We start from the raw sequence: 13,243 nt of genomic DNA, 5'->3' as shown, positions 1-13,243 counted from the left end.
AATGTCGCCAAGCTGTAAGATATGAAATCCCCAAAGTTTTAGCATAATCAGACAATTTCATTACTTGTCGGGTTTTAGACTATATCTGACTATGTTAGACTATATTTTGTTTAAAGTTTTATCATACCTCCAACCATAGACCAGTACCAGATCCACAAGACTTCACCCCATTTCGGCAAGACTGATAATAATGGTCTGCCATCCAACACAGCACTGAGAATCTGACTTACCATATGCCCTTGAACGACTATCCCTGACATCGGTTGGTAGGGCATTTTTTGGGTGCTGTAGGGAGTAGACCAGTAGTCATGAAAGCTTTCAGCAGTAGTGCCAATGATGACAATGCGATCGCGCACTAAATCTGACGTAAGTTCATTGTTGAGAACTTGTTTAAGTGTAACTTGTGGAGCAATTTGAGGTGAGGAACGCCAGTTTAACAGTATTTGATGACCTAAATAATCGATTCCGTGATAACCTCCGCTGTTTTCCTCTAAGTTTTTGAAGACGACATTGCCAAAGTAAAAGTTTTTATCGGGATTAAGTTGTGGTATAATGCCCAAATCAGCCAAGTAACGGCTGGCTAAACGAAAGCTCAAGGATTTGTCAGTTAAACAAGGAAGTGTCGGTGTCATCCCCAATAATTGTCGGCGGATAACGCCATCGGGATCGGCTAAAACATCACTAAAGCCTTGGCGTTGCACACTCACTTCTGGAGGTGCGGGAACACCAGGATTTTTGTCTTCTTCACTGGTTTTGCAGATAGCGAAGAAGCGATCGCTCTGTTTCATTGTCTTGGCTAAAGAAGGATAATCTGCGCTGACTGAATTCTCGCGATAAATATCCAAGCCGATGGCACGCGGTTCAAACTGTTCTAATTTTCCCACAACGAGTGCCAAAGTTTTGTCTGATAATGAGGCTCCACCTCTTTCTTTGGGTGGTTGAGCGCGAACATCAGCTTCGGTGACCCCAACCACTAAGATGCGTTGATCTTGTGCTTCATAAGGACGCGATCGCATGACATGATCGAAAGACATCAATTCTGACGACTGTAAAATTCCAAGCGATCGCATTCCGATTATCAAAGCGGTTACGAACAAGCTGACTTGAAAAGCGATCGGCAGCACCCGTCGGCTTGGTAAGGATTTGCGCTCAGGAGCAACAATCGGTTTTTGCCAAACTAGCGGGGAAGAGGATGGATTCTGACACATCACAGGCAACCAACTAGCACAGGGAAACTCATTTTCTAAACCCTGCAACCTATCTTGTGCTTCTCGCACCGCAAAATAAAAAGACTCACCATCAGCAAATGCTGCGAGAAAATGCTTCAAAAATTCTTGTGCGACTAAATCCGGCACAGGTTCGCGCATGACAATCATTTGCGGAATCTGCAAAGAAGCTAAATTCCGCGCCAATCCCAGCCCATCGCAGGAGTTAAAAATAGCTAAACGTAACCCGCGAGCGATCGCTGCTTTCAGCGCATTTTTCAACTGAGAAACCGTCAAACAATCAGTTTTATTAATATGAATTCGCCCAGTTTCTCCATCAGTTTGAGTTGAACCATGTCCAGCAAAGAAGAGAATATCCCAACCCTGTTTATCCCACAGCCATTTATCTAACTCTTGTCGTTGTGGCTCTACCAGAAAAACTGTTTCCGCGCCTGGTAATTGTTCTAAAATTGCTCTATCTTTTTGGACATCAATTCCTTCACTATTACCAATAATCGCTAAAATTCTTAACTTATCCCCTGGATTTTTAGGTAATGGTTTAACTCTTCCAATCTCCGCAGCACTGATGCCGACAATACTTAATTGATAATCTTCAAAAAAATTCCACAGATGCCAAGGAAGCCGTTTTACTTGTTCGTCTTCTGTTGCCAAAATTACCCGGATTTCATCATCTGGAGCTAATGTTGTGCGTAATTTTTGGTCAATATTCCGAAATGCCTCTGACTTCAGCCAAGTATTAATTCCCTTAGATAAATCATCGCATAAATTAATAAAATCCACCGAAGAAATATTCGTTACGTCCTCTTCATCTATTTCAATTTCTTCATCTTCTTTCTCTACGTATCTCCGCCAACCTAAACTAGGATAAAGCGCTTCATAAAGCAACTGATAAAGTAACTGCCAACGCCTGTAGAGTTGCCAAAGCGACGATGCCGGTGGTAAACTGCCTGTAAATTGCATGGCAATGGGATTGCCTTCTTCCCATAGCTGAACTGTCACCGAGGGAAAGCCCCGCTTTAAGTCACCTCTTCCCAAATTCAATACAACTAATTTACTCATGCCTGGAAATTAAGCAGCGGTTAAAGCACAAAGTCTTCTTTAATACTGATACCACCAAAAGCTATTTTAATACTAAAATTTTTTCCAGGATAAGATTTAAATTTCTTTAACTGAATCAAATGATCGTGATTTCTTGATTGTACTTCCTGAAGAATTTTCCCTGATTCCGATAGCAAAACTAGTCTGATATCGGGTAGCAAGTAAATTTCATCATTTGCCGGGTGCAACTGCACCCGAATACTGATTTTTTCATCCAACTCTGATGTTAAACCCAGTAGCAGCACAACGGCAGTACCTCCTAATTGCATCCCCAAATCAATCAACTTGGCTCGCTTGACACGGAGGTCGTTCAACATCACATCAGTTCTAAATTGAACGGCTAAAGTTTTCTGTTGTGAGCTAATAATGGCTTCAAAAGATTGCCAACCCACCTCAAATATATTTTCAAACCATTGGCTCAAATTATTTGCTATCTTGTTGTTTTTTTGATTTTCTAGCCGTCGTTGATAGAGACCCTGCCGATATTCGTCCACTGCTAGTAGTGCTCCCCACATTTCAAAAGGTACATCTAAGCGAGGTGAATAAAACGTGAATTTACTTAGTTCTTCTAATAACTTCTCTACTTGTGTACTTGATATCGATAAAGGTTCTATTTCTAGTTTATCAACAGGGCAAACTTCTCGTGCTACCCACATCACATTCAAATCTGTAATTAAATCTTCTACATCCAAAGAGTAAGTTTGATCCACAGAATCATATTTAGCTTCCTTCCTTATTTGTTGATGAGTCGTGTATCCCGATACCCCAAACCAGCGTTCTTCTAAGTTTAACTCCACAGCCAAATAATAGTTACCTGCCCAGTTAGGAATATCAACCCATTCTTGGGGAATCCGCAACTCTGTAAAATTACTTTTATCGCTAGGAATTAGCACTAATTTAGTATCACCGATGGTTAGCATCGTCCCATTTACAACTTCCCAGACGCTGGCTAGTTCCTCGTCATTCAGCCAAACATTGATCGGTTCCCGCAAATCGGGGTCTTCTTTCAACCAAGTCAAAAAAATATACAGACACAGATTATTAAGGTAAGCATTCCAACTAGCATTTGGATGAGAATAAGGCTTTTGTTTAGATAATCTCCATGCCTTTTCTTGTGCTTGATCGGATATTTCTAACCATAATCTTTCTGGATAGATTACCATTAATTCATTCAAGTCAGATGTCATCTGAGTTCACCCCTTATTCGCAACATAAAGTTTGCATTTTATCCATTCATCAACCAAAACCTCTATTTTAGATTCAACTATTTTTAAAGATTTTTTAGGTAAATCCATCTTACTTTCTAATTCTTCTTGTAAACAAGTTATTAAATTATATTTGATCTCTTGAAGCATATTAGATGCCCCATATAAGTCAATAATCAACGGGTTTACTCGTTGTTGTTTCAGCATATTTATTTCATTGGTCAGAGTTAAAAGCTTTTTTGAATGATTGTATTGCTCTTCAATTTTATCTAAACTTGAATATAACAAGTTTTGACAGAGCGACTGCAAGCATTCACCCATAGCGTCTTTTATTCGTTCAATATCTTTTTCATCATTTAAACAAATTTCTGGGTCAATTTTCTGCCACTCATTAGCCAAGTCTTTTAAGAGATTTTTATTGTATCTTGCTAAGTGACGAGCCACTTGATATTGCTTTTGCAATTCCGGATACTTACTTTTTAAAACGGCGGCTATTTCAATTTGAGTTAAGTTTAATCCTAGCAAAAGTTTCAAGATTATTTGTCCGGCTTCTGGCATATTTGAAAATAATTGGTAGATGAGAGATTGCACTTGTTCTGATGCTTCTTCGTGTAAAAGTGTATCCCAAGGACTAGGTATAAAGTCATATATAGTATCATATTCTTCTAGAGATAAAAAACGTTTGGTGCGGTAATTGCGAGCAGCTTGAATGCAAATTGACAGCATATCTTGAATTTTATCTATTGAAGTTTCTGTAGAATAATTTAGTTGATTTTGTCGCTGATTGTAGCGAAAAGTAATTTGGGTTAATTGTGTCTCACTTGGATCTTTAAAATTCCTATTGACTAAGTTCTGGTTCGGTTGATAAATTTCATCTAAGCATTGCCAAACTAAGCAGTATGATGGAATTTGGTTATTGTTTACCCCTTGATAAGTTAAAGCTTCTCGCAATTCTTTATTACTTAAATTTTTTAATAAGCCATAATCAGAAAATTTATCTCTTTTTGCCTCTATGTCTTGTCGATAAATTGTATTTTTTACAAATCGCAATAATGCCGTTTTAGCATAACCTTCTATATTGGTTTGCGGATGTTCTAAATTAAAATTTCTGAAGAGTTTAGCTGGAGGATTTGCCGCTGAATTAGCTATCTGAAAATATTCTTCTAATGGGTATTTGTGCCGGAGAAACTTAAACCTTTGATAACTTTTTTGAGAAGCCCACAAACAAGCTTCTTGTAAGTAAGCTGACAAGTGTCTTCCCGCGATCGAAGAAGATGGTGATACAGAAAATTTGTCTAGGGAAGATTGAATTGGTGTTTGTGTATCTTTTTGATTCTCTGCTTCTGTGCTCTTTGAATGGGATACTTCTGTTAAAATTTTCAAAAAATATCGTGCCCAAAATTCCTTATTAGCCTCTGGTTCAGATTTGACTAAATGTTTTATATAACGTTCTAGTTCTGGATCTGTGTGCCAAATCAGGTTTCTAGCAATATTGGTATTTCCGAAGCTCAGAAACGTCGAGAACTTTTCCACGATGTCTTCACGTTTTTTCATGAAGTTTCCTCTTGCTGGTTGTCAACGAGTGTTCATAACCTTGTGTATACGGTGGTTCTATTTCATAGATGGGATTCACCTCAGGTTAATTATGCACTTCAGACAGATTTTGAGCAGACGGATTGGGGGAGCAGGGGGAAATATTTCTTCTTTCTTACCATGAGTCCCTTTCCCCCTCCTCAAATTGCCCAATGTCAGATATTGAAATTTTCAAACTCAGTTTGGGAATTATATGTTGTTTCGATGTAAGATTGGCGTTGCCATTACTGGGGATGACCTCAAGGTGAGTCCCCAGACGAGAAAGAGCACGTCGATGAGAACTACGTATTTGGAAGAAATAATAGTTTTCATTCTACTAAAGGGGATTCTCCTAAGTCATCTTATTTTTACCCTGAGATTCCTAAGCCGTCAGGTAAATGATGAAGTGTGCCACAATAGCGAAACAGAAGCGATCGCATACATCGAAGGAGTTTTCATTGTGGAGTTCCGATATAACCCAGCAGAAATTGAGGCAAAATGGCAAAAAACATGGACTGAATTCGGCTTAGACAAAACACCTACAAACAGCGACAAGCCAAAATTCTACGCCTTATCCATGTTCCCCTATCCATCGGGCAGCCTACACATGGGTCACGTCCGTAATTATACGATTACTGATGTGATTGCCCGCCTCAAACGAATGCAAGGTTATCGGGTACTGCATCCGATGGGATGGGATGCATTTGGCTTGCCAGCAGAAAATGCCGCCATTGATCGAGGTGTACCACCGGCAAAGTGGACGTATCAAAATATCGCTCAGATGCGGCAGCAATTGCAGCGTCTGGGTTTGTCTATTGACTGGGAACGCGAAGTAGCTACATGTTCCCCTGATTATTATAAGTGGACGCAGTGGATTTTTTTGCAATTTCTCTCTTCGGGGTTAGCTTACCAAAAAGAAGCTGCTGTTAACTGGGACCCCATAGACCAAACTGTACTGGCAAACGAGCAAGTTGATAGCGAAGGACGTTCTTGGCGTAGCGGTGCGATCGTCGAACGCAAGTTGTTGCGGCAATGGTTTTTGAAGATTACCGACTACGCCGAAGAATTGTTAAACGACTTAGATAAATTACCAGGCTGGCCCGATCGCGTCAAGTTGATGCAGGCAAACTGGATTGGTAAATCCACAGGTGCGTACTTAGAATTTCCCATCGTCGGCATGGATGAGAAAATCGGTGTTTACACCACACGTCCAGATACAGTTTATGGCGTTACTTACGTAGTATTGGCACCAGAACATCCCTTAACAAAGCGCGTCACCACACCCGAACAGCAAGCAGCAGTAGAAGCGTTTGCCAAAGAAGTTACCAACCAAAGCGAGTTAGAACGCACTGCTGAAGATAAGCCGAAACGGGGTATTCCCACTGGTGGTAAGGCAATTAACCCCTTTACCGGCGAAGAAATTCCTGTCTGGATTGCCGATTATGTACTGTATGAATATGGTACTGGGGCAGTGATGGGTGTACCTGCACACGATGTCCGCGATTTCAAGTTTGCCAAAGAACAGAATTTACGCATCAAAGTGGTGATTATACCACAAGATGGCAAAGAAGAAACGTCACAAGCATATACAGAACCAGGAATTATGATTAATTCTGGTGACTTTGATGGTATGGCGTCTGGTGAGGGCAAGAGTGCGATCGTCAAATATGCCGACAAACAAGGTTTTGGTAAAGCGCGGGTACAATATCGCTTGCGGGATTGGTTGATTTCCCGACAGCGTTACTGGGGGGCGCCAATACCAGTAATTCACTGTGGCAAATGTGGGACGGTGCCTGTTCCCGATGAAGATTTACCAGTGCAGTTGCCGGAAGATGTAGAATTTAGTGGGCGCGGCGGTTCGCCTTTAGCACAGATGGAAGCTTTTGTCAATGTGCCTTGTCCGAGTTGCGGCACTCCCGCAAAGCGAGAAACTGACACGATGGATACTTTTATTGATTCGTCGTGGTATTTCTTGCGCTATCCTGATGCGAAGAATGAACAGCAGGTTTTCGATCCAGCGAAGACGAATGACTGGATGTCGGTGGATCAATATGTGGGTGGTATTGAACACGCGATTTTGCACTTGTTATATTCACGGTTCTTTACTAAAGTGTTGCGCGATCGCGGTTTGTTGAATTTCGATGAACCTTTCCAACGTCTGTTAACTCAAGGTATGGTGCAGGGTTTAACTTACAAAAATCCTGTCACGGGTAAGTATATCCCATCGGCACAAGTTGAAATAGCAAATCCGAGAGATCCAGAAACGGGAGAAACGTTACAAATCTTTTATGAAAAGATGTCTAAGTCGAAATATAATGGCATCGATCCTGAGCAAGTTTTGGTAAAGTATGGTGCGGATACTGCACGCATGTTTATCTTGTTTAAAGCACCCCCAGAAAAAGATTTGGAATGGGAAGATGCTGATGTCGAAGGTCAATTTCGCTTTTTGAATCGAGTTTGGCGTTTGGTGACGTCTGTTGATAATATGGACGCGATGAATCGCGTTACTACGAAGGAAGGAAGTAAGGCTGAGAAGGAGTTGCGACGGGCAATTCATACTGCGATTAAGGAAGTTACGGAAGATTTGGAGGGAGATTATCAATTTAATACTGCTATTTCTGAATTGATGAAGTTGAGTAATGCTCTTGCTGATGCTAGCTGCAAAGATTCACCAATTTATTCTGAAGGTATTCAAACTTTGGTGATGTTACTGGCACCTTTCGCACCACACATTACTGAGGAATTGTGGCATTTGTTGGGCAATAGTGATTCGGTTCACACTCAACCTTGGCTAAAATTTGACCCTGCTGCTTTGATTGCTGATGAAATTACTTTAGTGATTCAAATTATGGGCAAAACTCGTGGGTCAATTCAAGTGCCGGCACAAGCTGATAAAGTAGCTTTGGAAAAGTACGCTCGTGAATCGGAAATTGCCCAGCGTTACATTGAGGGTAAAGAAATTAAAAAGGTGATTGTCGTGCCTGGGAAGTTGGTAAACTTCGTCATCGGGTAAATTTAAAGACGTAGAAGCTGGGTTTCTTTCTAACCTTCATAGAGACGTTCCACTGGAACGTCTTTACAATATCAGCAATGAGCGCAAAAACGGCAACAAACCCTTATTTCTCTAGACATCGATCGCTATGCTTATTATGTGTTGCCAGAACCCCAACAGACGTAAGCTAGCTACGTCTCTACAGTATATGTGATTTGTCGGACATGATATCACTTGCTTTTTTCCTTTGCCCGACCAATAGCGAGTGATATTTGATTGTACTGAGTTACTGCTTATTTTATACAAACACGAACAAGCGCTTGAGAGTTTTGCTCACTCAAGCGCTTTACCGTATAACTGTATACCAACCCACTCGTTTGATGCAACATTTGGAACCAGCAATACTCCCTAACTAAAGAGGATTGCGAAGATAACATGTAGCAAACATATTATGAAGTGGTATCACTCCTTGCACTATCAAGAATATCTCTTCTGCCGTCAAGACGGGAATCTGGTGAGTGACAGTTTCTTAACTGACACTTGTTTATCTCAGATGACTTATCATTCATGGTGATAAACAAGACGAAGCTAAATTGTAGATGATTTGTAGTACAAGTATAAAAAAATAGTAAGTATTTAATTTAATGGTTAGCGATCGCACATCGACAATCATCAACAACGTGCAGAACGCGGTAGCATGAATTTCTCATTCTCAGCCGGAAAGTTGCCCCGAACCATGAGCAAAGAATCTCCATCGAGGATGTGAGATAATGCTTGCACATCGGCATTTAGGCGATCTGGGCTGAAATAAATGGCAACTTCTTGAATGCGTATGTTAATTCTTTCGAGAATAGAAGCTAAACTACAGATTCTCGTCCCAACCACATCGAAAAGCTGAAGTTGTGTATCTTTTATTTCCATGCAAATGATAACATCCAAGTCTGGAGCATAGTATAGAGGGTTTCTTCCCTCATTGACGCAGAATACAGCCTTCTCATTTACTATGCTGACGATGTTGGAGACAGGTTCACGTGTTTCTAAGAGTCAGTGTAGCAATTTTACATCATTAGTATCAGAAGTATTAATTAATCGAAAACCTTGATTACCTACTGAGTCACATTTGGCGATGAAAATGTGTTCCCCCACAACACGAAAGCCAAAAGGTTGATATAACTCTGGTTGTGCTGTTGTGAGGATAAGCGTATCGTAACGACTGTTACAATAATCAAGCACTTCTTCCATAATTTCCCGGTAATAACCGCGCCGGCGATATTCGGGATGGGTACAGACTGCGTGGATTCCCCCAACTGTGATACTTTGTCCCATCAGTTGCATCGGGATTTCCAGCACTCCCACATGGCTAATCGCTACGTCATCATGCAAGCGGATAAATGGAGTAGAAGCAGATTCCCAGGATGCACCAAGCATTCTACCAACTTGCGCTGCGTCGCTAATTTTGATTTGGGTGAAGACGATTTCTAATAGGTTAAAAAGGCGATCGCTTATTGCATCTTCAGCAAATGACTTTTGAAAGCGATACTGATTCATAAGGCAATAGTAAGGATTTTTAGTATTGATTTTAGACCTGTAGAGACGTGAAATTTCACGTCTCTACACTCGTCCGATCCGGCTTAACACCAACTGTATTGATTCATAAGGGACTTACAAATTAACGCACTACATACACTACACACTAAATTTTGCATCTTCCAGGGTGAAAAGCAATGAAAATTTTTGTTCCGGGACGCTTGTGTTTATTCGGCGAACACAGTGATTGGGCTGGAGGTTATCGCTGTATCAATCCTCAACTGAAAGCGGGCTGTACGCTGCTTGTAGGCACGAATCAGGGAATTTATGCCGAAGTGAAGCCTCATCCAGATTCGCTAGTGCTACGCGCATCTACTGAGAAAACCCTAACTTTGCCGATGTCCAAGCAGGCTTTGCTGAGTGAAGCGAAAAAAGGCGGTTTTTTCAGTTATGCTGCTGGGGTTGCCTACCAATTGCTGACACACTTTCATGTGGGTGGATTAGAAATTGACAATTATTTGACAGATTTGCCGATTCAAAAAGGATTATCTTCAAGTGCGGCAATTTGCGTATTGGTGGCTAGGGCGTTTAATCAAGTGTATAACTTAAAAATGACCCAGCGGGGTGAGATGGAGTTTGCTTATCTGGGGGAAATTACGACACCTTCGCGTTGTGGAAGGATGGATCAGGCTTGCGCTTATGGCGATCGCCCAATTACGATGATATTTGATGGCACTGATACTGATATCATTGAGCTTAATACTCCCCAGGATTTATTTTTTGTCATCGTAGACCTCGGAAAAGCTAAAAATACCCAAGAAATTCTTCTTCTTCTGAATGAGTGTTATCCCTTCGCCACAACCGAAGTACAAGTAAATGTGCAAAAATATCTGGGTGAAATTAGTTATAAAATTACCCAAGCGGCAATTGATGCTTTGCAAAAAGGTGATGCTGAACAAATTGGTTTTTTGATGAAAGAAGCACAAGCCGAATTTGACAAGCATCTTATACCCGCTTGTCCCCAAGAGTTAACGGCTATTGTCTTGCACCAACTTCTTAATTATCAACCAATTCAACCTTACATTTATGGTGGTAAGGGTGTTGGTTCACAAGGCGATGGTACTGCACAATTTATTATCAAAGACAAGGAAAGTCAACAAAAAGTTATAGAAATAATTGAATATAACTTTCCTCAAATGCAATGTTTGCCACTGACTATTTATGCAAAAAAAGAAAGTTAGAAAAGCTGTAATTCCAGCCGCTGGTTTCGGGACTCGTTTATTTCCGGCTACCAAAGTTGTGAAAAAAGAACTTTTCCCGATTATTGATAAAGATGGTAGGGCAAAGCCTGTAATTTTAGCGATTATTGAAGAAGCGATTAACGCTGGGATTGAAGAAGTTGCAATTGTGGTGCAACCGGAGGATAAGAAAACTTTTAAAACTTTATTTAAAAGACCACCCAAAGCAGAACTTTTTGAAAAGCTTTCACCCCAAAATCAGGAATACAGCAAATATTTGGTAGATTTAGGTGATAGAATTACTATTTTAATCCAAGATAAACAAGAAGGCTATGGTCATGCAGTATATTCTGCAAAAGATTGGGTGAAAGATGAGCCGTTTTTGTTGATGTTAGGCGACCACATTTATAAATCAAATAATGGTAAATCTTGTGCGCGTCAAGTTTTAGATGTTTACGAAAAAGTCAATCATAATGTGGTAGGATTGACGACAATGCCAGCAGAGTTATTGCATAAACTTGGCTGTGTTACAGGCAATTGGAAAAAGGAAAATACGATACTTTCGGTTACACAAATATCTGAAAAACCCAGTATTGAGTATGCACGTCAGCATCTGCATGTGGAAGGGATGGCAGACGATCAGTTTTTATGTATATTTGGGTTGTATGCACTCACACCGACAATTTTTGATTGTTTGGCAGAAGATATTAAAAATAATGTGCGGTTAAAGGGTGAGTTTCAGTTAACAACTTGTTTAGATAAGTTGCGGGAGAAGGAGAGGATGTCGGGTTATGTTGTTAATGGGAAGTGTTTTGATACTGGGTTGCCAGATGCTTATTTGCAGACGATGATTAATTTTCGGAATTTATAGATTTGACGAATTTATAGCGATTCCCAATTAATTGATTGGGGCATAAATATCAGCCTAAAACGCTATAAGTAAGTCGGCGAAAATAAATATAACTATGTAACAGAATATAAAGTTATCAAAACCCTTGCGATTGCTTCACTCCGCTTCGCTACATTCGCAATGACAGGTTTGGTTTTTTCGCACCGACCTACTTAGAACAGCTAACATATTACTTTGGTAAGATTGGCATAAATTTACATCAATCGGAAATAACAATTCGAGAGATTGGTAGTTTACCTAAGAGTAATATTATTACTGATGTATGCGTTTTAGCGCACCTTTTTTGTCCGACCTAACTGTTAGAGGGTTGCTGCCATAGCAGGAAGTGCTGTATATTAAGTAACTGGGTTAGAGTTTCGTAAAAAATGAAGTTTTTCAAAATAGCATTGCTGTTAATTGTAGTCTGGTTCGGATTTGGTCAATCTCTATGTTTGTCACAGCCGCTTAAAAGTTGTATCCCCGAACAAAAGAGTTTTGACTGGCGGAATGTCGGCAAAGTCGTCACTTCGGTTAAAGACCGAGGTACGTGTGGTAGTGAGTGGGCTTTTGCTAGTCTTGCTGCTTGGGAAGGCAGTTATTTTATTAAGAATAACAGTTCCGTAGATCCTTCCGTACAGTATTTGATTAATTCAGGAAAATCTGGTACTTGTATGGGTGGCTGGTGGGCTTTCGAGGAATTGCGGACAACCGGAACAGCTACTGCTGCCTCCGTACCTTATGTTGCCAAAAATGGTTCTAATCCCCCTAAGGTAGCCACTCCTTATAGAGCTGCCAATTGGGGCTATGTTAGCAAAAGTCCACTACCCATTTCGTATGCTCCCATACCTTCCCCTGCTGAGATTAAGAAGGCTATGTGTTTACATGGACCGATTGTGGCTGCGTTATACACAGACGGAGTTCTTCTTAAGAAGCTAAAACTTTAGACATTAATGTACAATAAGGTTGAAGTGTAGACATTGACTTGATGTACAAACCACACGAATTTGCTAAAAAGCTTGGGGTAACAGTAAAAACATTACAGAGATGGGATACTTCAGGAAAGCTGCCAGCAAAAAGAACTGTTTCTAATTATCGCTATTATACTGATGACGATTTAAGAATAGCTAAGGGATTGCAACCATTAGAAGCAAAAAAGAAAGTAATTATTTATTGCCGCGTTTCATCGAATAATCAAAAACCTGAATTAGTAAATCAAGTAAAGGCTATGGAGATTTTTTGTAGCTCCAAGGGACTTGCAATTGATGAAACTATAAAAGAAATTGGCGGTGGACTAAACTTTAAAAGAAAAAAATTCTTAGTGCTTGTTTCTTCCATTCTTAAGGGAGAAGTCAAAACTTTAGTCGTGGCGCATAAAGACAGACTCTGTAGATTTGCATTTGAGTTTGTAGAAGAATTAGCCACAAGTTATGGATGCGAGATTATTGTTGCTAATCAAGAATCTTTATCTCCCCAGCAAGAGTTAGTAGAAGATTTAA

10 protein-coding genes are annotated in these 13,243 nt (G+C 40.3%); 5 read left to right on the top strand and 5 right to left on the bottom strand.

The window, feature by feature from the left end; all coding sequences use genetic code 11:
• Positions 1-110: 110 nt before the first annotated feature.
• Genes OGM63_RS06140 through OGM63_RS06130 form a run of 3 tightly spaced genes read right to left on the bottom strand, consistent with a single transcriptional unit; the run spans position 111 to position 5,083 of the window.
• Complete coding sequence (locus tag OGM63_RS06140; RefSeq protein ID WP_263744617.1) at positions 111-2,285, bottom strand: CHASE2 domain-containing protein; 2,175 nt, start codon at positions 2,283-2,285, stop codon at positions 111-113.
• Positions 2,286-2,305: 20 nt separating this feature from the next.
• Positions 2,306-3,511, bottom strand: a complete 1,206-nt coding sequence (locus tag OGM63_RS06135; protein ID WP_263744616.1) for a DUF1822 family protein — start codon at positions 3,509-3,511, stop codon at positions 2,306-2,308.
• A gap of 6 nt (positions 3,512-3,517) precedes the next feature.
• On the bottom strand, positions 3,518-5,083 hold the full coding sequence (locus OGM63_RS06130; protein ID WP_263744615.1) for a hypothetical protein: 1,566 nt from the start codon (positions 5,081-5,083) through the stop codon (positions 3,518-3,520).
• A gap of 478 nt (positions 5,084-5,561) precedes the next feature.
• Between OGM63_RS06130 and leuS the strand changes: the two genes are divergently transcribed.
• Entirely contained in the window at positions 5,562-8,114 is a 2,553-nt protein-coding gene (gene leuS, locus OGM63_RS06125) for a leucine--tRNA ligase (RefSeq protein ID WP_263744618.1), read from the top strand.
• Between the two features lie 651 nt (positions 8,115-8,765).
• Here the strand turns inward: leuS and OGM63_RS06120 are convergent.
• Positions 8,766-9,014 (bottom strand): hypothetical protein, encoded by a 249-nt coding sequence (locus OGM63_RS06120; protein ID WP_263744614.1) that lies wholly within the window; start codon positions 9,012-9,014, stop codon positions 8,766-8,768.
• A 123-nt stretch (positions 9,015-9,137) separates the two neighbouring features.
• Complete coding sequence (locus tag OGM63_RS06115) at positions 9,138-9,641, bottom strand: GNAT family N-acetyltransferase (protein WP_263744613.1); 504 nt, start codon at positions 9,639-9,641, stop codon at positions 9,138-9,140.
• A 176-nt stretch (positions 9,642-9,817) separates the two neighbouring features.
• Here OGM63_RS06115 and OGM63_RS06110 point away from each other — a divergent pair, with 176 nt between their 5' ends.
• From OGM63_RS06110 to OGM63_RS06095, 4 genes are all read left to right on the top strand, one after another.
• Positions 9,818-10,861, top strand: a complete 1,044-nt coding sequence (locus OGM63_RS06110; RefSeq protein ID WP_263744612.1) for a mevalonate kinase family protein — start codon at positions 9,818-9,820, stop codon at positions 10,859-10,861.
• Positions 10,842-11,729, top strand: a complete 888-nt coding sequence (locus OGM63_RS06105; protein WP_263744611.1) for a sugar phosphate nucleotidyltransferase — start codon at positions 10,842-10,844, stop codon at positions 11,727-11,729. The genes OGM63_RS06110 and OGM63_RS06105 overlap by 20 nt, the downstream gene beginning before the upstream one ends.
• 404 nt (positions 11,730-12,133) lie before the next feature.
• Positions 12,134-12,691 carry a C1 family peptidase gene (locus OGM63_RS06100; protein ID WP_263744610.1) on the top strand — a complete coding sequence of 186 codons (558 nt, stop codon included), beginning with the start codon at positions 12,134-12,136 and terminating at the stop codon, positions 12,689-12,691.
• A 41-nt stretch (positions 12,692-12,732) separates the two neighbouring features.
• The coding region (locus OGM63_RS06095; protein ID WP_263744609.1) for an IS607 family transposase at positions 12,733-13,243 on the top strand (511 nt) is incomplete at its 3' end.

Origin of the sequence: Plectonema radiosum NIES-515, assembly GCF_025753815.1 — a bacterium.
GTDB classification, from domain to species: domain Bacteria; phylum Cyanobacteriota; class Cyanobacteriia; order Cyanobacteriales; family Nostocaceae; genus Hassallia; species Hassallia radiosum_A.
This window is presented reverse-complemented; position numbering and strand designations above follow the sequence as displayed.

Bases quoted from the DNA above. Each gene is read 5' to 3' on its own strand.
- OGM63_RS06140 (WP_263744617.1), bottom strand. From the start codon at position 2,285: ATGAGTAAATTAGTTGTATTGAATTTGGGAAGAGGTGACTTAAAGCGG.
- OGM63_RS06135 (WP_263744616.1), bottom strand. From the start codon at position 3,511: ATGACATCTGACTTGAATGAATTAATGGTAATCTATCCAGAAAGATTA.
- OGM63_RS06130 (WP_263744615.1), bottom strand. From the start codon at position 5,083: ATGAAAAAACGTGAAGACATCGTGGAAAAGTTCTCGACGTTTCTGAGC.
- OGM63_RS06120 (WP_263744614.1), bottom strand. From the start codon at position 9,014: ATGGAAATAAAAGATACACAACTTCAGCTTTTCGATGTGGTTGGGACG.
- OGM63_RS06115 (WP_263744613.1), bottom strand. From the start codon at position 9,641: ATGAATCAGTATCGCTTTCAAAAGTCATTTGCTGAAGATGCAATAAGC.
- OGM63_RS06110 (WP_263744612.1), top strand. From the start codon at position 9,818: ATGAAAATTTTTGTTCCGGGACGCTTGTGTTTATTCGGCGAACACAGT.
- OGM63_RS06105 (WP_263744611.1), top strand. From the start codon at position 10,842: ATGCAAAAAAAGAAAGTTAGAAAAGCTGTAATTCCAGCCGCTGGTTTC.
- OGM63_RS06100 (WP_263744610.1), top strand. From the start codon at position 12,134: ATGAAGTTTTTCAAAATAGCATTGCTGTTAATTGTAGTCTGGTTCGGA.